Here is a 17,307-nt window from a genome sequence, read left to right as displayed (position 1 = left end):
CCGCAAGCGCGGCCCGCGCCGGCAATACCCGTACGCGGGCGCGTCAAGGCGCGCCGGCCGCGGCGAGTCGTCAGGCGACGCTGCGCTTGAGGCGGATTTCTTCGACCCGCACGGTGCCCAGCGCGGTGGTCTTGGCGGTCTTCATTTCGCGCTTGAAGCCGGCGAGCTCATGGAAGCGCATGGCGCGGTCGTTGCGAATGGGCACCCATACGGTGACCGTGGTGCAGCCCTCCTCCTCGAGGCCTTCACGCGCGGCGTCCCAGAGGGCGACGCCGATGCCCTTGCCCCAGTGCTCGGGCTTGACGTAGATAGCCCAGATCTCGCCCGTGGTGGACGGCGTCTTGGGGTCGCGCGAGCGGTCGAAACCGACGAAGCCGACGATTTCGCCGTCGAGCACTGCCACCTGCACCTGCGGCTCGCTGAACTCGATGGCTTCGCGCCACTTGGCTTCGCGCGAGGCGGGAGCCAGCAAGCGCAGCTCTTCTTCGGGCAGGATGCCTTCGTAGGCAGCCTTGGCGGCCAGGGCGTGGACTTCGGCGACGGCCTTGGCGTCGCGCATGGTGGCGGGGCGAACTTCGTAATCTGACATGGATGCGGAAAATCAAATGGAACCGCGTATTGTCGCCGCACCGCTAAACTGCCCGCTACTTACGCCGCATACGCAGCATCAAAAGGAGTCGATATGGCCAAAGGTCAACAGCGCGCAAACAAGGAAGCCAAGAAACCGAAGAAGGACACCTCACCGCCCAAGCCGGTAGGCACCGGCGGCATCGAGCCCGTCCGCACGATCACCACGGCGGTGATTCCGCGCGGCAAACTCAAGAACAAGTGACCGAAGAGGCACCAGCGGGGCCTGTGCCGCCACCGGCGCCCGCCAAGCCGGCCCAGCCTCGCAACCCGCTGCACGGGCTCACGCTGGAGGCCATCGTGACGGCGCTGGCCGACTACTACGGCTGGGAGCGGCTCAGCGAGCTGGTTCCCATCCGCTGCTTCGCGATCGACCCGAGCGTGGGCTCCAGCCTCAAGTTCCTGCGCAAGACGCCCTGGGCACGCGAGAAGGTCGAGAGCCTCTATCTCTTCATGCTGCGCGAACAGCGCCGCGAGCAGCAACAACAGCAGCAGCCGCCGCCACAGGAATGAGGGTTCGACTCGAGCCGTCGGGCCTTGGTTTCGAGACCGAGGCCGGCACCACGCTTTTGAAATCGGCCGAGGCGGCCGGCATCGAGATGCCGAGCTCCTGCCGCAACGGCACCTGCCGCACCTGCATCTGCCAGCTGGTGTCGGGCGCCATCCGCCACGTCATCGAATGGCCCGGCCTGAGCGCCGACGAGAAAGCCGAGGGCTGGATCCTCCCCTGCGTGGCCGAGGCGCAGGGCGACCTCACGATCGATGCGCCCAAGGCGTTCTCGGTGTTCTGAAAAAGGCCGCCGCGCAGCTTCGCCCTACTTGATGGCCGCCGCCGGCATCGCGACCACCAGCCGATCGCGCTGCGCCAGCGACGGGAACAGCTTGAACCAGCCCAGCGCCACCATCATGGTGCCCACGCCGCCCACCACTACCGAACCCACCGGCCCCAGGAGCGCTGCGGTAGCGCCCGATTCGAACTCGCCCAGCTGGTTGCTCGCACCGATGAAGATCGAATTGACCGCGCTCACGCGGCCGCGCATGGCATCGGGGGTTTCGAGCTGGACCAGGGTCTGGCGGATCACCACGTTGACCATGTCGGCGCCGCCCGACACCACCAGTGCGATCAGCGAGACGATGAAGCTGCGGGAAATTCCGAACACCACCATGCACAGCCCGAAGAGCCCGACGGCCATCAGCAGCGTGCGACCGATGTTGCGCTCGATGGGCCGGCGCGTGAGCGCGATCGACATCACCAGCGCACCCACCGCCGGCGCCCCGCGCAGCAGGCCGAGCCCCCAGGGTCCCGTGTGCAGGATGTCCTTGGCGTAGATCGGAAGCAGCGCCACCGCACCGCCCAGGAGCACCGCGAAAAGATCCAGCGAAACGGCGCCGAGCACCGGCTTGCGCCTCCAGATGAAATCGACGCCGGCGAATACGGTGGCAAGAGTGACCGGCTCGCGGGCGGCCGGCGTATGGGCATAGCGAAGCCGCAATACGAGGCCGCAGGCCACCGCGAAGCACAGCACGCTGGCGCCGTACACCACCTGCATGCCTGCCACGAAAAGCAGGCCGCCGAGGGCCGGCCCGCCGATGATCGCGCCCTGCATGCCGGCCGAGCTGAAGGCCATCGCGCGTGGCAGCATCGTGGGCGGCACCAGGAGCGGCGTCAGCGCCTGCTGCGCAGGCATCTGAAAGGCCCGCACAGCGCCCAGCACCAGCGAGAGGCCCAGCAGCAGGCCGCGTGTGTCGAAGCGCTGCACCACCGCGAGCAGCAGCACCAGCGCCACCAGCCCCTGCACCGCGAAGCAGGCCGCCACGATGCGGCCCCGGTGATGGCGGTCGACCACGTGGCCGGCCAGGAGCGCCAGCAACAGCGCGGGAACGAACTGGTAAAGGCCCACGAGCCCGAGGTCCCAGGCGCTGCTGGTGAGCTCGTACATGTGCCAGCCGATCGCCACCATGAGCATCTGCGAGGCCGCGGTACCGAAGAGGCGCGCCACCCACATCCGCATGAAGGGGCGCTCGCGCGTGAGTTCGGAAAAACTCGGTGACGGGGAGCCAGAAGCGGGGGCGGAAGCAGGGCCGGACATTCGTTCGAGGATAGCCCAGGCTCCATGAGCCGCGCATGAGCGTGGGCTCTCTACACTCTCGGCACCCATGCCGGACACCGATCTCATCGAACTCATCTACCAGGACGCGCACCTGCTCGTGCTGAACAAGCCCGCCGGTCTGCTCTGCGTGCCCGGCCGCGGCGAAGACAAGCAGGATTGTTTGAGCGCGCGCGCCATGCAGCAATGGCCCGACGCCCTGATCGTCCACCGGCTCGACATGGCCACCAGCGGACTTGTTCTGATGGCGCGCGGCGGCGCCATGCAGCGTGCGCTCAGCGACGCCTTTGCCAACCGCCTGGTGCATAAGCGCTACCAAGCCATCGTGGATGGCGCGATGCCGGTGCGAGACGAATGGTCGGTCATCGATGCGCCGCTGATGGCCGACTGGCCTCGGCGCCCGCTGCAGAAGGTCGACCCGGCGGGCAAGCCCAGCATCACGCGCTGGCGAGCATTGGACTCATCGCCAGCAGGCGACCTCGCCGCTGCCACGCACGTGCTGCTGGAGCCGCTCACGGGCCGGTCGCACCAGCTGCGCGTGCATCTGCTCTCGATCGGCCATCCGATTCTGGGCGATGCGCTCTATGGCAGTGCCGAGGTTCAGGCGCGTGCGCCGCGCCTGCTGCTGCATGCGAGCGAACTGGGCTTCGTGCATCCGGCGACGCAGCAGACCCTTCGATTCGAAAGCCCTCCGGACTTCTCGCTGCTCAGCCGCCCTTGACCACCAGCACGGGCATGGGCGCGTCCTGCAGCACGCGCTGCGTGACGCTGCCGAGCAGCAGCTTCTCGATGCCACTGCGGCCATGCGAACCCATGACGATCAGGTCGGCCGCGATGGCAATGGCGGTGTCGACGATGCCTTCGTGCACCACGTGGCCGTCGATCACGCGCTGGTCGCTGTGCAGGCCCTCGGCCGCAAGTGCCGCAACGCCTCGCGCCAGCGCCGCATTCGCGCTCGCGGTGGCCGCCGCCAGGTACTCGTTCTGGCCCAATGCGTAGTCCGCCCCCACGCCGATGAAGGGATAGTTGTCGATCACGTGGATCAGCGTAATCCGGCTCCCGAACGCCAGCGCCAGGCCGCTGGCCTTGCTGACCGCGAGCATGGAAGTTTCGGAGCCGTCGATCGGAACCAGGATGTGATTGAACATGGCGGACCTCACTTTATCGTTCGCGGACAGACGCGGCTCGCAACCGAACCGTCCCTCGAATTTACCCCCTGCGCGGAGGCGTGACTGTAGGACTCAAGCCAGCAGGCTCAATCCCCCTGGAAACCCTGAGCGCGGCAAGTGACCACAAGGGTATCGCGCCAGCCGGCGGTACCCTCGTCGAGCGGCTGGATGGGCGTGGACTCGTGGATCACGCGTGCGTCGTCGAGCAACAGCAGCGTCCACGGCTCGGTCATGGTGAAGCGCTCGCCGCGCCGGCCGTTGGCCTCGAACACGCGCGTCTCGCCGCCCTTGACGCCGCTGCGTCCGACCAGCGCCACCGCCACCAGGTCGACGCCGTCGCGGTGCGCGCCTTCGGGCGTGGGCCGGCCGATGCCGCCCGCCGTGTCGATGCGGAACTGATGCGCTTCGACGAACCATGGCTGCGCCTTGGTGCCGCGCATGCCGCTGGCCGCTTCGCCCAGGCGTTGCAGCAGGCGCTGCCATACCGGCTGCGCCACGGTGGCCTCGTGCATGGGCGCAAACCAGCGCTGCATGCCGCCATGCAGCGCGTTGTATTCGACCGGCTGCCAGTGCGCACGGTGCGGCACCTGCGCGATCGCTTTGCCTTCGACGGTGAAGCACGCGTGGCGCCTCGTGCGGTAGCGGCCGCCGTCCTTCAGGTATTCGTCCGGTGGAAGATCGTTCCAGTCGGCATGCAGGCCCTCGAGCTGCGCGAGCGGCACGCCGAGCCAATCGCTCACGCCCTGCGGGCTCAGCACCGCATAGCCTTGTTCGCGCAGGGCGGCCGGCAGTTCGCCCGGCTGGATGAACGGCGGTGCGAACGCGGCCGTGGTCACGAGGCGCTGACCTTCACGTCTTTCCAGAATGCCACGCGGTCGCGGATTTCCTCGGCTTCGGGCTTTGGATCGGCGTAGTACCAGGCGGCGTCGGTGTGGAGTTCGCCGTTGACCAGCAGCGAGTAGTAGCTGGCTGTGCCCTTCCAGTGGCAGGTGGTCTTGTGGTTGCTGAAGGTGACGTGGTCGCGGTTGAGCGCGCTCATCGGGAAATAGTGGTTGCCTTCGACGAGCACGGTGTCGTCGCTTTCGGCGATGGTGACGCCGTTCCAGGTTGCTTTCATGTCTTGCTCTCCACGGGGAAGGGATATTGTGCCCTCTGCCTTTGGCATAGCTTTCTGTCCGGGTGTAGTGGCCTTTTTTCTTCCCGAGGCCGGGTGTCGCCCCGGCGGGCGACTCACTTTCTTTTGCTTCGCCAAAAGAAAGTAAGCAAAGAAAAGGCGACCCCACTGTCTGCGACCCTTCGCTTCGCTGCGGGCAACCTGCGGTGCTCGGGTTTCGCGGGGTCTCGCAGAACTCGCTTCGCTCAAACAGCTGCGAGCCCTGATCCGCGAAACCCTGCGCTCCTCGGCGCATACAGAGGGGCTTGGAAACCGAACGGGCCTTTGCTTCGCTCGGCCACCAGGCCACCGCGGCGCTGCGCGCCGCGGTGGCTGGGATTGGCTGTCTGTATTGAATTGGCTGTTGGTCTTGGGGCCGAGCGAGAGCGAAGGCCACCCGCTCCCACCCCTTCTGTATGCGCCGAGGAGCGCAGATGGAGGCGGGATCAGGGCCGCAGCTGTTTGAGCGAAGCGAGTTCTGCGGACCCCCGCTGGAGTCGAGCACCGCAGGTTTCCCGTAGCGAAGCGAAGGGACGCAGACAGTAGGGGTCGCCTTTTCTTTGCTTACTTTCTTTTGGCGAAGCAAAAGAAAGTAAGTCCGCCGCCGGGCGGATATCCCGGCCTCGGGAAGCAAACCAACCCAACAAACAAATCAGGCCCCCAACCAATGCACACTAAAAAGCCTCTCAGGATCCGTCCAAACCGCCAAAGGCCGAAACCCCGCCTTCACAGCCAGCGCCCTCAACCCCTCCACAGTGAACTTGTGCGAGTACTCCGTATGAATCGTCTCACCCTCGACAAACCCGAACCGCTCACCGTTCAATGAAACCGCCTGGTCGCGCCGGCTCACAAGATGCATCTCGATGCGCTGCTTCGGTGCGTTGTAGAACGCCGCGTGCGCAAAGCCGTCGACATCGAAATCGGTGTCGAGCTCGGCATTCGCACGCCGCAACAGATTGAGGTTGAACGCGGCGGTCACGCCTTGCGCGTCGTTGTAGGCCGCATGCAGCCGGTCCGGGTCCTTCACCAGATCGACGCCGATCAGGAGCCCTCCGCCGCGGAGCATCCGCGCCGCAAGCTGCAGAAACGCCAAGGCCTCGTCAGGCTCGAAGTTCCCGATGGTCGAGCCCGGGAAAAAGCCGACGCGCTTGCCCGCGCCCGGCAATGGCGTGGGCAGCACCAGGGGCATCGTGTAGTCGGCCGCAATCGGCTGTACCGCGAGCTGCGGATAGTCCGCCTTCAGCCGCTCGGCGGCGGCCTCCAGGTGTTCCCCCGAGATGTCGATGGGCAGGTAGCGCCGGGGCGATTCGAGCGCATCGAGCAGCAGCCGCACCTTGGTGAGCGAGCCGGCACCGAACTCCACAATTTCCGCGCCGGGACCGATCTGCCCGGCGATCTCCCCGGCGCATTCGCCGAGGATGCGCAGTTCGGTGCGCGTGGGGTAGTACTCGGGCAATTCGCAGATGCGGTCGAACAGCTGCGAACCCGCCGCGTCATAAAAATACTTCGGCGAAATCCGGCGCGGCTTGCGCGCAAGACCAGCCTGCATCTCGCGGCCGAATTCGGAGAGCGGCACGGGCGCAGTGGGCTGGCGCTTCTGCTGCTGCGCGGCGGCGGTGGCAAACGAAAAGGAGGACGAGGATGTTGGATTGCGCATGATTCAGACGTCTTTCGCGAGCCGCAGCCCCGAGAACTGCCAGCGCGCGGCCGGCGGAAAGAAGTTGCGGTAGCTGGGCCGCGTGTGCCCGGCCGGGGTGGCGACGCTGCCACCGCGCAACACCAGTTGACCCACCATGAACTTGCCGTTGTATTCGGCCGCGATACCGGGCATGGGCCGAAACCCGGGGTACGGGTCATAGGAGGACCGCGTCCACTGCCAGACATGGCCGGCCATTTGAGAAATGCCGGGCGCGTCGAAGGCGGCCTCCCATTCGAACTCGGTGGGCAGCCGCGCGCCGGCCCATTCGGCGTACGCGGCGGCCTCGTAGAAACTGAGCTGCGACACTGGTGCATCGGCCTCCATCGGCCGCACGCCGTGCAGGCCGAAGACCTGCCAGCCGCCCTGTTGCTGCTGGGTTCCGAGCCGCGGGTCGTTGGCCTCGATCCAGTACGCGGGGTGCCGCCAACCCTGCGCCTGCACGGCAGCCCAACCGTCGGAGAGCCAGAGCTCCGGCCGCTGGTAGCCGCCATCGGCAATGAACTGCGCGTAGTCGCCGCAATTCACCAGCCTGTCGGCAATGGCATAGGGCTGCAGCAGTGCCTGATGACGCGGCGTTTCGTTGTCGAAGGCAAAGCCTTGTCCTTCATGGCCCACCTGCACCATCCCGCCTGGCTGCGGAAGCCAGCGCATCGCCGGCGGCACGGCGGCAAGCCGCAACGCGGGCCCGGCGGCGGGCTTGTAGGCCGGCAGCAGCGGGTTGCATGACAGCGCATGAAGAATGTCGGTGAGCAGGAGCTCCTGGTGCTGCTGCTCGTGGTTCAGGCCGAGCGTGACGATGGGCTCGATGGTGGCCCAGTCCTGGTCGCCGATGTCGCTGTCGAGCAGCCTGAGCACCGCTTCGTCGACATGGCCGCGGTAGGCATGCACCTCGTCGACTGAAGGCCGCGTGAGCAGCCCGCGCTGCGGCCGTGGGTGACGCGGGCCGAGCGCCTCGTAGTACGAATTGAAGAGGTAATGAAAACGTGTATCGAACGGCCGATAGCCCGGGGCGTGCGGCTGGAGCAGCACGGTTTCGAAAAACCACGTGGTGTGCGCCAGGTGCCACTTGGTCGGGCTCGCGTCGGGCATCGACTGGATGCATTGGTCTTCGGCGGAGAGCGGCGCGGCGAGTGCCAGGCTGGCGGCGCGCACTTCGCGAAACCTGTCGCGCAGTGCGCTTGCCGCCTGGGTGATCGGCCGGGAAAGCGTCATGGTGTCTCCAGTCGGGTCAACCGCAATTTGTAGCCGATCGGTGTTGCCGCATCACGTAGGACAAGTGCCCGCCCTGCCCTATGCTGCGGGGGCCGCCCGATCGGTGGGGCAGCCACTTTGGCACAAGATGGGCTGGCGTGCAGGGCGCCTGCGTATCATCCGCTCGATGCAAACGAACAACGCCTCCGCCCGCCCCCGTGTCGTCATCGTCGGCTGCGGATTCGGCGGGCTCGAAGCCGCCCGCAAGCTCGAAAGCGCCGACGTAGACGTGACGGTGATCGAGAAGACCAACCACCATCTGTTCCAGCCCCTGCTCTACCAGGTGGCGACCGCCGGGCTGGCCGCACCGTCGATCGCGGCGCCGGTGCGCACCTTGTTCCGCCAGCAGCCGCGCATCACCACGCTGCTCGGCGAAGTGAGCGCCATCGATACCTCGGCGCACGCGGTGCATTTGGCCAACGGGAACCGCGTCCCGTACGACCACCTGGTCGTCGCGGCCGGCGCCACGCACAGCTATTTCGGCCACGACGAATGGGCGCCCGTCGCGCCCGGCCTCAAGACGCTGGCCGATGCCTTCGAGATCCGCCGCCGGGTGCTGATGTCGTTCGAGGCGGCCGAAACCGCCACCGACCCGCAGCGCCGCCGCGCCCTGCTCACCTTCGCGGTGATCGGCGCCGGGCCGACCGGTGTCGAAATGGCGGGCACGCTGGCCGAGATTGCCAAGCACACGCTCTCCGGCGAGTTCCGTCATATCGACCCCGGTAGCGCGCAGGTGCTGCTGATCGAAGGCGGGCCGCGCGTGCTGCAGGCCATGCCCGAGAGCCTGAGCCAGAAAGCGCTGGATCAACTGGAAAAGCTCGGCGTCGAGGTGCGGCTCAACGCCCGCGTTACGGCCATCGATGCCACCGGGCTCGAAGTGCAGTCAGGCGGGGGGACGGATGGCACGCCGGCCACCGGCTACCGCATCGACACCAGCTGCGTGGTGTGGGCGGCGGGTGTCGCGGCGTCTCCGCTCGGCCGCATGCTGGGCGAGGCGACCGGTGTCGAGTGCGACCGCGCCGGCCGCATCAAGGTCGAGCCCGACCTGAGCCTGGCCGGCCATCCCGAGATCAGCGTGGTCGGCGACCTTGCCGCGGCCCTGAGCCATGCGCCCGGCAAGCCGCCCAAGCCGGTGCCCGGCGTGTCGCCCGGCGCCAAGCAGATGGGCCGCGCGGCGGCCGCGAACATTCTGCACCGCATCAAGGGTGAGCCGACCGTGCCCTTCCGCTACCGCGACTACGGCAACCTGGCCACCATCGGCCGCAACTCCGCGGTGGTGGACCTGGGCACGCCCTTCGGGCCGCTGCGCTTCAGCGGTCGCCTGGCATGGCTCTTCTGGCTGTTTGCGCACGCGTATTTCTTGATCGGCTTCCGCAACCGCATCGTGGTGATGATGGACTGGGCCAGCGCCTACTGGAGCTTTCAGCGCAATGCGCGCGTGGTGGCGGACGTGCAGGGCAGGAGCGAGTCGTAGGACCAGCGCATGACCCGCCAGCGGACGGACGCGGCAGGGCTCAGAACAGCAAGTCGCTCGATTGGCTTTCGCGCTGGCGCCGCCGCCATTCCCAAGGCGGCGTAGGCCTGGCACCCGCCCACAACCCCAGGCCCTGCGTGCGCGCACTGTCCTGCAGCTTGAACAACCCGCCGCCGCGCCGCGTGGCGATTCCGTTGAAGTCGTACACCCAGGCCCAGCCTTCAGTGACCAGATGGGTGCCCGCGTCGTGCCCTTTGCAGCTCACATCGGCGACCGTGCGGCCATAGCGATCGGTGTCGCGCTCCTCAATCACGGCCTGCTCGAAATAGCAGAGGCGGCTCAGCGCCTGCCGGCTGCGTTGGCCATACGGCTGCGATCTTTCAGGTGCGTCGATCGCGGCAATGCGCACCTTGACCTCTTCGTAGGAACCGAAGCGGCCGCAGCGCGCGGTGAGCGTGTCGCCGTCGCTGATGCCGACCACCAGGCAGGTTCGAGGGGCGGACTGCGACAGCAGGGGCAAAAGCGCAAGGCAGATGACGGGGAAAAAGCGCAAGCGCATGAGCGGAGAAACCGTGGCAATCAAAGGCACGGATTCTCGGCGCGAAGTGCAGGGGCGCCGGGGCAGGAACCCGCTGTTACGCGGCGCTGCCGGTCTCGTCTTCCTGCAGCAGCCGCCACATCACCTTGCCGCTCCCGCTCTTGGGCAGCGCGTCGACGAACTGCACCTTGCGCGGGATCTTGTAGACGGCCATGTTCTCGCGGCACCAGTCGATGATCTCCTGCTCGGTGGTGTCCTTGTGCGTAGCGCGCAGCACCACCACGGCCTTGACCGATTCGCCGCGATAGTTGTCTTTTGTGGAGATGACGCAAGCTTCCTGGATGGCCGGATGGCGGAACATCAGCAGTTCGACCTCGGCCGGCCACACCTTGAAGCCGCTCGCGTTGATCATTCGCTTGAGCCGGTCGGTGATGAAGAAATAGCCATCCTCGTCCATGCGGCCCATGTCGCCTGAGCGGAAGAAGCGCTTGCCTTCGAACTCGACAAAAGCGGCACGGGTGGCGTCGGGGCGCTTCCAGTAGCCCTGGAACACCTCGGGGCCGTGGATGATGATTTCTCCCGATTCGCCGATGGGCATTTCGGCCAGCGTGTCGGGATCGACCACGCGCGCATCGGTGCTCATGAACGGAATGCCCAGGCACTGCTGCTTGGGGTTGTCCGACGGGTTGGTGTGCGATGGCGCCGCGGTTTCTGTGAGGCCGTAGCCCTCCTGGTACTTGAGCCCGTATTGTTCGAAGAGGCGCTGCGCCACGGCCTGCGGCATGGCCGCGCCGCCACCGCCGATGTGGGTGATGCTCGACAGGTCGTAGCTCGCGAAGTGGGGGCTGGCCATGAGGTCGATCACCATGGTCGGGATGTTGGTCCAGCTCGTCACCTTCCAGCGCGAGATGAGGCGCCCGGCCACGTCGCGGTCCCAACGCGGCATGATGACCAGCGTGCCCCCCGCGACGATAGAGGTGTGCATCATGCTCACCACGCCCGTGATGTGGAACATGGGCACCACGGCCAGCACCACCGCTTCCGACGTAGCCTGGCCCCAGAGTTGACCAGCCACCGCGTTGTGCATGAGGCTCGAGTGATGGTGCACGCAGCCCTTGGGCAGGCCGGTGGTGCCGCTGGTGTAGGGCAGCAGCGCCATGTCGTTGGCGCCCACCACGTGCTCGGGTGCGGCATGGCCCGCGGCCATCGCGTCGGTCCAGCCCATAGCCTTGCCGCCCGCCAGTTCGGGCAGGGGATGGCGCGTGGTGAGCCATTCCTTCCATGCCGGCGCGGGGGCGTCGTCGCCGTTCGCGTCGGCGTCGAAGGCATCGGTGAACTGGGTCACGATCATGTGGGCCAGCTGCTGCTCTGGCGGGAGCGCATTGCTGGCCTTGGCCAGCTCCCCGGCCAGGTCGCCGGTGGTGATGGCCACCTTGGCGTCGGGGTCGACGATGTAGTGCTTGAGCTCCTCAGACCGGTTCATCGGGTTGACGGGCACCACCACCGCGTTGGCACGCAGGATCGCGAAATGCGCAATCACGAGCTGCGGGCAGTTCTGCATGTTCAGCACCACGCGGTCGCCGCGCTTCACGCCCATGGCATGCAGCGTGCCGGCGAGGCGCTCGGCCTGGTCGGCGAAATCGCGGTAATTCACCACGCGGCCGAAGAACACCAGCGCAGCCTTGTCCGGATAGCGCGCCGCCGATGTCGCGAGGTTGTGCCAGAGCGAGGTTGCGGGCACGGTAATCGAATGCGGAAGGCGCTTGGGCCAGAACTTGTAGTGCGGGCGTTGTTGCATGGTCGGGGGCAGTCGGTCGAAGGGAGAGAAAAAGGAACAGTCCGCAGCCTAAGGCGGCCCGTCCGCCGCTCCCATCGGGGAAGCCCCCGGGGCCGTCACCTTGGCGACGCCCATTTGTTTCAACGCCGCGATCCGCACCGCACGCGCCTTGCGACTACAGACAAGCGCGGCATTCCGCGCGAACCTTCGGCTCCCCCCACCGTCACCCCTATGAAGGAGAGATTTCATGCCAGCAGACAAGCACGCAAGCGTTCACTGGGAAGGCGCCGGCAAGACCGGCAAAGGCCAGGTCAGCACCGAAACCGGCGCCCTCAAGGACTATCCCTACGGCTTCGCAAGCCGCTTCGAAGACGACAAGCGCGGCACCAACCCCGAGGAGATCGTCGGTGCGGCCCATGCGGCCTGCTTGACGATGGCCTTTGCCTTCGCGCTCGAGAAAGAGGGCTTCACCGCCACCAGGATCGACACCAAGGCCGCTGTGCGCCTGGCCAAGGACGGCGAAGGCTTCAAGATCGACCGCATCGCGCTCGAGCTCGACGCCGCCGTGCCAAAGCTCGACGAAGCCAAGTTCCACCAGATCGCGGCCGCCGCCAAGGCCGGATGCCCGTTGTCGAAGGCGCTGGCCAGCGTGCCGGAGATCACGCTGAAGGCCACGCTCGCGGGCTGAGCGCTGCTTATGATCGTCTCCACTACAAGAGGAGACGATCCATGGCCCACCGCCACCCGGTCCGCGCCGCCATCCTGGCGGCCTTTTCAGTCGCGTCGTTCGCATCGTTCGGCGTGGGTGGCCTTGCACAGGCCGCCTATCCCGACAAGCCGATCAAGGTCGTCATCGGCTTTCCGGCCGGTGGCCCGCTCGACCAGCATGCGCGCCTCTTGACCGACAAGCTGCAGGCCGTGCTCGGCCAGCCGCTGATCGTCGACTATAAGCCCGGCGCGGGCGGCTCGGTAGGCGCCGATGCGGTCGCCAAGAGCCCGGCCGACGGCTACACCCTGCTGCTTGCCAACACCGGCGTGGCCGTGATCAACGGCGCGCTCTACAGCAAGCTGCCCTACAACACGCAGCGCGATTTCGTGCCCATCGCGCGCACCGCGATGCAGCCCCTCGCCCTCTTGGTCACGCCCAAGCTGCCGGTGCAAGACCTCAAGCAGTTCGTCGACTACGCCAAGGCGCGGCCCGGCCAAGTCAACTACGGCTCGGCCGGCAACGGCGGCATCAGCCACCTGGTGCCCGAGATGTTCAAGACCGCGACCGGCATCTTCATGGTGCACATACCTTACCGCGGCAGTGCACCAGCCTTTACCGACCTGATGGCCGGGCAGGTGCAGTTCATGGCAGAGTCGATTCCGCAGGCCGCCAACTACCACAAGCAAGGCAAGGTGCGCGCCCTGGCCGTGACCAGCCGCGAACGCAACCCCGCCCTTCCCGACGTGCCGACCGTCATCGAATCCGGCATCAAGGGCTTCGAGGTGGTGGGTTTCTACGGCTTTCTTGCGCCCAAGGACACGCCCAGGGACGTTGTCGCCAAGCTCAGCGACGCGTTCAGGCAGGTGTTGACCAGCCCCGAGGTGCGCGAGCGCATGGTGAGCCAGGGCGCGGACCCGGCCTTCCTGGGCAGCGAGGAGTTCGCGCGCTTCCTGGCGACGGAAATGCCGCGCTGGGAAAAGGCGGTGAAGGCTTCGGGCGCCCGAATGGACTGACCAAACGCCCGCATTTTGGGCGGCTTGTGCGCAGCCGCTACCCATTTCGGTGCACATATCTTGCATACCAGTTGGCACAAAAGCTGCTGGTATGCAGGCCTATGGCCATCTCCGCATCCGAAATCAGTGCACGCATCGTCGAAGCGGTGATGGCGCAAAAGCTCGCGCCGGGTTCGCGCCTGGGCGAGCAACAGCTTGCCATGCTGTTCGACTGCAGCCGCACCATCGTGCGGGAGGCGCTCACCCGCCTGGCCGCACGCGGCATCGTCACCGTGAGCGCGCGGCGCGGCTGGTTCGTGATCGAACCCTCCCAGGACGAGGCGCGCGAAGCCTTCGAGGCCCGGCGCGTCATCGAGCTGGGCCTTATCCGCAGTGCAGGCAGCACCGGCAAGATCGACAAGGCCGCACTGCGCCAGTTGAAAGCGCACCTCCAGCGTGAAAAAACGGCGCTGAAGGAAAACGACGTCGGCAACCGCAGCTTCCTGCTCGGCGACTTTCACGTCTGCCTTGCCGAATGCCTGGGCAACACCCTCCTGGCCGACACGCTGCGCGACTTCACGGCGCGCACCACGCTGATCGCCATGCTCTACCAGTCTTCGCACGATGCCGTGCAGTCCTGTGAGGACCACGTGCAGATCGTTGCCGCACTCGAACGGGGCGATCACGCCGCCGCCGAGGCATTGATGGCCGCGCATATCGGCACGGTGCAGTCGGCGCTGCGCGTGCAGGCACCCACCGATCCGCTCGCGCAACTGCGCGATGCCCTGGCACCGCTTCAGAACACCTCGGCCAAGCCGAAGCGGCGCAAAGCCGCACCCTCCCCCGACGACACCGATTCAACGACTTACCTAGGAGCCCTGCTATGAACTTCTCTTCGTCCAAACGCCACCTCACGCTCGCGCTTGCTTCCGTCGCCATGCTGGCGGCGGCCGGTGCCGCCCAGGCTCAGAACGCCCTGGACAACGTGCTGAAGGCCAAGACCGTCAAGATTGCCGTGCCGACCGACTACCCGCCGTACGGCTCGGTCGACAAGAACATGAAGCCGCAGGGCCTGGACGTCGAAATGGCCGAGCTGATCGCCGCCAAGCTGGGCGTGAAGGTCGAGCTGGTGCCCGTGACCAGCGCCAACCGCATTCCCTATCTGCAGACCCGCAAGGCCGACCTCGTGATCTCCACGCTGGGCAAGAACGCCGAGCGCGAGAAGGTGATCGAGTTCTCTTCGGCCTATGCTCCCTTCTTCCAGGCCGTGTATGCGGCCAAGAGCATGAAGCTCACCAGCTTTGCCGACATGGCCGGCAAGACCGTCGCCGTGACGCGCGGCGCCATGGAAGACCAGGAACTGAACAAGGTGGCGCCGCCGAACGTCGACTACCGCCGCTTCGAGGACAACAACGCGACCATCGCAGCCTTCGTGGCCGGCCAGACGCAAACCATCGCAACCAGCGCAGCGGTTGCCGGCGACATGCTCGCCAAGAACCCGAAGGTGAGCGCCGAGTTCAAGCTGCTGCTGAAAGACAGCCCCTGCTACGTCGGCGTCGCAAAGGGCGAAACCGCATTGAAGACCAAAGTCAACGAGATCATCGCGGCGGCCAAGAAGGACGGCACGCTCGATGCCATGTCGAAGAAGTGGCTCGGCAAGGCGGCCGGCGACCTGCCCGTCTGACCCACCACGCTGAACCTCCGATAAAGGCGCCGCCATGGAATTCGACTTCGGTGCAGTTCTCGTCGACTGGCGGCTGCTCGCCAAGGGCGTTGCCTGGACGATCGGCCTGACGGCCATTGCCACGGTCATCGGCATGGCCGTGGGCGTGGCCTGCGCATGGGCGCGCGCCAACGGGCCGCCGTGGCTGCGCTGGGTGGCTGGCAGCTACGTCGAGCTGATCCGCAACACGCCCTTCATCGTGCAGCTGTTCTTCATCTTCTTCGGGCTTCCGGCCGCGGGCGTCAAGCTCACGCCGGAGACGGCATCGATCATTGCGATGGTGATGAACCTCGGGGCCTACTCGACCGAGATCATCCGCGCCGGCATCGAGGCCACGCCCAAGGGGCAGATCGAGGCGGCCGTGAGCCTGGCGCTCAACAAGGTGCAGGTGTTCACCCGCGTGGTGCTGCCGCCGGCGCTCAAGAAGGTGTGGCCCGCCATGGTGAGCCAGATCATCATCGTGATGCTGGGCTCGGCCGTCTGCGGACAGATCTCCACCGAAGAGCTGAGCTATGCAGCCAACCTCATACAGAGCCGCAACTTCCGCGCTTTCGAGTCCTTCATCATCGCCACGCTGATCTACCTGGCACTGGCGGTGGCGCTGCGCAAATTGCTCAACTGGGCCGGGCCGAGATTCTTCTTCGGCCGCTGAACGCAGGAAGCCACACCATGGTCGATTTTTCTCTCTGGGACATCCTGCGCAACCTGCTGATGGCGCTGCGCTGGACGGTCGTTCTGTCGTTCATCGCCTTCGTTGGCGGCGGACTGGTCGGCGGCTTGCTACTGTTTTTGCGTCTGCGCGGCGGCAGCGTCATGAACCGCACCGTCGGCATCTACGTGCAGCTGTTCCAGGGCACGCCGCTCCTGATGCAACTGTTTCTAGCCTACTTCGGCATCGCGCTCTTCGGCATCGACGTGTCGGCGTGGACCGCGGCCAGCGTGGCGCTCACGCTGTACACCAGCGCCTTTCTCACCGAGATCTGGCGCGGCTGCGTAGCCTCCATTCCCAAGGGCCAGTGGGAGGCTTCGGGCAGCCTGGCCCTGAGCTTTGCCGAGCAGATGCGCCACGTGATCCTGCCGCAGGCCGTGAAGATCGCGATCGCGCCGACCGTCGGCTTCCTGGTGCAGGTCATCAAGGGCACCGCGCTCGCCTCGGTCATCGGCTTCGTCGAACTCACCAAGGCCGGCAGCATGATTTCGAACGCCACCTTCAAGCCCTTCGTGGTGTTCAGCTGCGTGGCGCTGCTTTATTTCGTGCTGTGCTTCCCGGTAAGCCTGTACGCCAAGAACCTCGAGAGGAAATCCCATGGCCGCCGTGCTTGAATCCCCCGTCTCCTCCGCCGCGCCCATCGTGCGCGTGACCGCGCTGCGCAAATCGTACGGCACCAACGAGGTGCTCAAGGGCATCGATCTCGACGTGAAGCGTGGCGAGGTCATCGCCATCATCGGCAAGAGCGGCTCTGGCAAGAGCACGCTGCTGCGCTGCATCAACGGGCTCGAGGTGTTCCAGGAAGGCTCGCTCACGGTCGATGGCAAGCCCCTGCTGCACGAAAGCGCCATGGCCATGCGCGAGCTGCGCCAGCGCGTGGGCATGATCTTCCAGAGCTTCAACCTGTTTCCGCACCTCTCGGTCGGCAAGAACGTGATGCTCGCCCCCACGCTGGTGAAAAAGCGCGGCGGCATGGAGGCGGCATCTCAGGCGCGCAAGCTGCTCGAGCGCGTCAACCTCGCCGAGAAGTTCGACGCCATGCCCGACCAGCTCTCCGGCGGACAGCAGCAGCGTGTGGCCATTGCTCGCGCGCTCGCCATGGAACCCGCCGTGCTGCTGTGCGACGAAATTACGTCCGCGCTAGACCCCGAGCTGGTGGGCGAAGTGCTACGCGTGGTCGAGTCGCTGGCCGACGAAGGCATGACGCTTCTCATGGTCACGCACGAGATGAGCTTTGCGCGCAAGGTGAGCGACCGGGTGATCTTCATGCACCAGGGCCGGGTGCATGAGATCGGCCCGCCGGCCGAACTGTTCGGCAACCCGCAGACAGCCGAGCTCAAGCAGTTTCTTTCTTCGCTGCACGACTGAGGCGGCACGG

At 66.3% G+C, this 17,307-nt stretch carries 21 protein-coding genes; 12 read left to right on the top strand and 9 right to left on the bottom strand.

Translation table 11 applies throughout. From position 1 onward, the window contains the following. Positions 1-70: 70 nt before the first annotated feature. A complete protein-coding gene (locus BLR24_RS09360) occupies positions 71-589 on the bottom strand; it encodes a GNAT family N-acetyltransferase (RefSeq protein WP_093016032.1) in 519 nt (172 codons plus the stop codon). Positions 590-682: 93 nt separating this feature from the next. Here BLR24_RS09360 and BLR24_RS30670 point away from each other — a divergent pair, with 93 nt between their 5' ends. From BLR24_RS30670 to BLR24_RS09350, 3 genes are read left to right on the top strand one after another with little or no spacing between them, the layout of a single operon-like run. Then, a complete protein-coding gene (locus BLR24_RS30670) occupies positions 683-832 on the top strand; it encodes a hypothetical protein (protein ID WP_015866429.1) in 150 nt (49 codons plus the stop codon). Then, positions 829-1,140: a VF530 family protein gene (locus tag BLR24_RS09355; protein WP_093016029.1), complete on the top strand. Its 312-nt coding sequence runs from the start codon at positions 829-831 to the stop codon at positions 1,138-1,140. The genes BLR24_RS30670 and BLR24_RS09355 overlap by 4 nt, the downstream gene beginning before the upstream one ends. Further along, positions 1,137-1,418, top strand: a complete 282-nt coding sequence (locus BLR24_RS09350; protein WP_093016026.1) for a 2Fe-2S iron-sulfur cluster-binding protein — start codon at positions 1,137-1,139, stop codon at positions 1,416-1,418. Before BLR24_RS09355 ends, BLR24_RS09350 begins: the two co-directional genes overlap by 4 nt. Before the next feature lie 24 nt (positions 1,419-1,442). On the opposite strand, the gene BLR24_RS09345 is transcribed toward BLR24_RS09350, so the two are convergent. Next, positions 1,443-2,717: an MFS transporter gene (locus tag BLR24_RS09345; protein WP_302848489.1), complete on the bottom strand. Its 1,275-nt coding sequence runs from the start codon at positions 2,715-2,717 to the stop codon at positions 1,443-1,445. A 67-nt stretch (positions 2,718-2,784) separates the two neighbouring features. Here BLR24_RS09345 and BLR24_RS09340 point away from each other — a divergent pair, with 67 nt between their 5' ends. Then, entirely contained in the window at positions 2,785-3,456 is a 672-nt protein-coding gene (locus tag BLR24_RS09340; RefSeq protein ID WP_093016020.1) for an RluA family pseudouridine synthase, read from the top strand. Here BLR24_RS09340 and BLR24_RS09335 read toward each other — a convergent pair. The 5 genes from BLR24_RS09335 to egtB form a co-directional block, all read right to left on the bottom strand. Beyond that, positions 3,443-3,883 carry a universal stress protein gene (locus BLR24_RS09335; RefSeq protein ID WP_055799091.1) on the bottom strand — a complete coding sequence of 147 codons (441 nt, stop codon included), beginning with the start codon at positions 3,881-3,883 and terminating at the stop codon, positions 3,443-3,445. The genes BLR24_RS09340 and BLR24_RS09335 overlap by 14 nt on opposite strands. 107 nt (positions 3,884-3,990) lie before the next feature. Beyond that, entirely contained in the window at positions 3,991-4,740 is a 750-nt protein-coding gene (locus BLR24_RS09330) for a 2OG-Fe dioxygenase family protein (protein WP_093016017.1), read from the bottom strand. Next, a complete protein-coding gene (locus BLR24_RS09325; RefSeq protein WP_055799097.1) occupies positions 4,737-5,021 on the bottom strand; it encodes a DUF427 domain-containing protein in 285 nt (94 codons plus the stop codon). Before BLR24_RS09325 ends, BLR24_RS09330 begins: the two co-directional genes overlap by 4 nt. Positions 5,022-5,709: 688 nt before the next feature. Further along, positions 5,710-6,714, bottom strand: coding sequence for an L-histidine N(alpha)-methyltransferase (gene egtD, locus BLR24_RS09315; RefSeq protein WP_093016014.1), 1,005 nt, complete (start codon positions 6,712-6,714; stop codon positions 5,710-5,712). Positions 6,715-6,717: 3 nt separating this feature from the next. After that, positions 6,718-7,968 (bottom strand): ergothioneine biosynthesis protein EgtB, encoded by a 1,251-nt coding sequence (gene egtB, locus BLR24_RS09310; RefSeq protein WP_093016010.1) that lies wholly within the window; start codon positions 7,966-7,968, stop codon positions 6,718-6,720. A 166-nt stretch (positions 7,969-8,134) separates the two neighbouring features. On the opposite strand from egtB, the gene BLR24_RS09305 reads away from it, so the two are divergent. Beyond that, on the top strand, positions 8,135-9,481 hold the full coding sequence (locus BLR24_RS09305) for an NAD(P)/FAD-dependent oxidoreductase (protein ID WP_093016330.1): 1,347 nt from the start codon (positions 8,135-8,137) through the stop codon (positions 9,479-9,481). A 40-nt stretch (positions 9,482-9,521) separates the two neighbouring features. Here BLR24_RS09305 and BLR24_RS09300 read toward each other — a convergent pair whose 3' ends face one another. Both BLR24_RS09300 and BLR24_RS09295 read right to left on the bottom strand, forming a co-directional pair. Beyond that, positions 9,522-10,040 carry a thermonuclease family protein gene (locus tag BLR24_RS09300; protein ID WP_093016328.1) on the bottom strand — a complete coding sequence of 173 codons (519 nt, stop codon included), beginning with the start codon at positions 10,038-10,040 and terminating at the stop codon, positions 9,522-9,524. Positions 10,041-10,116: 76 nt separating this feature from the next. After that, the gene (locus tag BLR24_RS09295) at positions 10,117-11,817 is read right to left on the bottom strand and encodes a long-chain fatty acid--CoA ligase (RefSeq protein WP_093016007.1); all 1,701 of its coding nucleotides are present in this window, start codon (positions 11,815-11,817) and stop codon (positions 10,117-10,119) included. 226 nt (positions 11,818-12,043) lie between these two features. Here BLR24_RS09295 and BLR24_RS09290 point away from each other — a divergent pair, with 226 nt between their 5' ends. The 7 genes from BLR24_RS09290 (at position 12,044) to BLR24_RS09260 (ending at position 17,297) form a co-directional block, all read left to right on the top strand. Continuing rightward, the gene (locus BLR24_RS09290) at positions 12,044-12,484 is read left to right on the top strand and encodes an OsmC family protein (RefSeq protein ID WP_093016004.1); all 441 of its coding nucleotides are present in this window, start codon (positions 12,044-12,046) and stop codon (positions 12,482-12,484) included. A gap of 41 nt (positions 12,485-12,525) precedes the next feature. Continuing rightward, the gene (locus BLR24_RS09285; RefSeq protein WP_254787220.1) at positions 12,526-13,518 is read left to right on the top strand and encodes a Bug family tripartite tricarboxylate transporter substrate binding protein; all 993 of its coding nucleotides are present in this window, start codon (positions 12,526-12,528) and stop codon (positions 13,516-13,518) included. 101 nt (positions 13,519-13,619) lie between these two features. Next, a complete protein-coding gene (locus tag BLR24_RS09280) occupies positions 13,620-14,384 on the top strand; it encodes a GntR family transcriptional regulator (RefSeq protein WP_093016001.1) in 765 nt (254 codons plus the stop codon). Beyond that, the gene (locus tag BLR24_RS09275) at positions 14,381-15,181 is read left to right on the top strand and encodes a transporter substrate-binding domain-containing protein (protein ID WP_093015998.1); all 801 of its coding nucleotides are present in this window, start codon (positions 14,381-14,383) and stop codon (positions 15,179-15,181) included. The genes BLR24_RS09280 and BLR24_RS09275 overlap by 4 nt, the downstream gene beginning before the upstream one ends. 34 nt (positions 15,182-15,215) lie before the next feature. Further along, a complete protein-coding gene (locus tag BLR24_RS09270; RefSeq protein WP_093015995.1) occupies positions 15,216-15,872 on the top strand; it encodes an amino acid ABC transporter permease in 657 nt (218 codons plus the stop codon). Between the two features lie 17 nt (positions 15,873-15,889). Further along, positions 15,890-16,543 (top strand): amino acid ABC transporter permease, encoded by a 654-nt coding sequence (locus BLR24_RS09265; protein WP_093015992.1) that lies wholly within the window; start codon positions 15,890-15,892, stop codon positions 16,541-16,543. After that, positions 16,527-17,297 carry an amino acid ABC transporter ATP-binding protein gene (locus BLR24_RS09260; RefSeq protein ID WP_093015989.1) on the top strand — a complete coding sequence of 257 codons (771 nt, stop codon included), beginning with the start codon at positions 16,527-16,529 and terminating at the stop codon, positions 17,295-17,297. The genes BLR24_RS09265 and BLR24_RS09260 overlap by 17 nt, the downstream gene beginning before the upstream one ends. Positions 17,298-17,307: the final 10 nt, after the last annotated feature.

Source organism: Variovorax sp. OV700 (assembly GCF_900099805.1).
In the GTDB taxonomy this organism is placed as follows: domain Bacteria; phylum Pseudomonadota; class Gammaproteobacteria; order Burkholderiales; family Burkholderiaceae_C; genus Variovorax.
The sequence above is the reverse complement of the archived record's forward strand: the minus strand, read 5'-3'. Positions and strand labels throughout refer to the sequence as shown.

What these genes read in the sequence shown, in the direction of transcription:
- BLR24_RS09360 (WP_093016032.1), bottom strand. Translation starts at nt 589, where the DNA reads ATGTCAGATTACGAAGTTCGCCCCGCCACCATGCGCGACGCCAAGGCC.
- BLR24_RS30670 (WP_015866429.1), top strand. Translation starts at nt 683, where the DNA reads ATGGCCAAAGGTCAACAGCGCGCAAACAAGGAAGCCAAGAAACCGAAG.
- BLR24_RS09350 (WP_093016026.1), top strand. Translation starts at nt 1,137, where the DNA reads ATGAGGGTTCGACTCGAGCCGTCGGGCCTTGGTTTCGAGACCGAGGCC.
- BLR24_RS09345 (WP_302848489.1), bottom strand. Translation starts at nt 2,717, where the DNA reads ATGTCCGGCCCTGCTTCCGCCCCCGCTTCTGGCTCCCCGTCACCGAGT.
- BLR24_RS09340 (WP_093016020.1), top strand. Translation starts at nt 2,785, where the DNA reads ATGCCGGACACCGATCTCATCGAACTCATCTACCAGGACGCGCACCTG.
- BLR24_RS09335 (WP_055799091.1), bottom strand. Translation starts at nt 3,883, where the DNA reads ATGTTCAATCACATCCTGGTTCCGATCGACGGCTCCGAAACTTCCATG.
- BLR24_RS09325 (WP_055799097.1), bottom strand. Translation starts at nt 5,021, where the DNA reads ATGAAAGCAACCTGGAACGGCGTCACCATCGCCGAAAGCGACGACACC.
- egtD (WP_093016014.1), bottom strand. Translation starts at nt 6,714, where the DNA reads ATGCGCAATCCAACATCCTCGTCCTCCTTTTCGTTTGCCACCGCCGCC.
- egtB (WP_093016010.1), bottom strand. Translation starts at nt 7,968, where the DNA reads ATGACGCTTTCCCGGCCGATCACCCAGGCGGCAAGCGCACTGCGCGAC.
- BLR24_RS09305 (WP_093016330.1), top strand. Translation starts at nt 8,135, where the DNA reads ATGCAAACGAACAACGCCTCCGCCCGCCCCCGTGTCGTCATCGTCGGC.
- BLR24_RS09300 (WP_093016328.1), bottom strand. Translation starts at nt 10,040, where the DNA reads ATGCGCTTGCGCTTTTTCCCCGTCATCTGCCTTGCGCTTTTGCCCCTG.
- BLR24_RS09295 (WP_093016007.1), bottom strand. Translation starts at nt 11,817, where the DNA reads ATGCAACAACGCCCGCACTACAAGTTCTGGCCCAAGCGCCTTCCGCAT.
- BLR24_RS09290 (WP_093016004.1), top strand. Translation starts at nt 12,044, where the DNA reads ATGCCAGCAGACAAGCACGCAAGCGTTCACTGGGAAGGCGCCGGCAAG.
- BLR24_RS09285 (WP_254787220.1), top strand. Translation starts at nt 12,526, where the DNA reads ATGGCCCACCGCCACCCGGTCCGCGCCGCCATCCTGGCGGCCTTTTCA.
- BLR24_RS09280 (WP_093016001.1), top strand. Translation starts at nt 13,620, where the DNA reads ATGGCCATCTCCGCATCCGAAATCAGTGCACGCATCGTCGAAGCGGTG.
- BLR24_RS09275 (WP_093015998.1), top strand. Translation starts at nt 14,381, where the DNA reads ATGAACTTCTCTTCGTCCAAACGCCACCTCACGCTCGCGCTTGCTTCC.
- BLR24_RS09270 (WP_093015995.1), top strand. Translation starts at nt 15,216, where the DNA reads ATGGAATTCGACTTCGGTGCAGTTCTCGTCGACTGGCGGCTGCTCGCC.
- BLR24_RS09265 (WP_093015992.1), top strand. Translation starts at nt 15,890, where the DNA reads ATGGTCGATTTTTCTCTCTGGGACATCCTGCGCAACCTGCTGATGGCG.
- BLR24_RS09260 (WP_093015989.1), top strand. Translation starts at nt 16,527, where the DNA reads ATGGCCGCCGTGCTTGAATCCCCCGTCTCCTCCGCCGCGCCCATCGTG.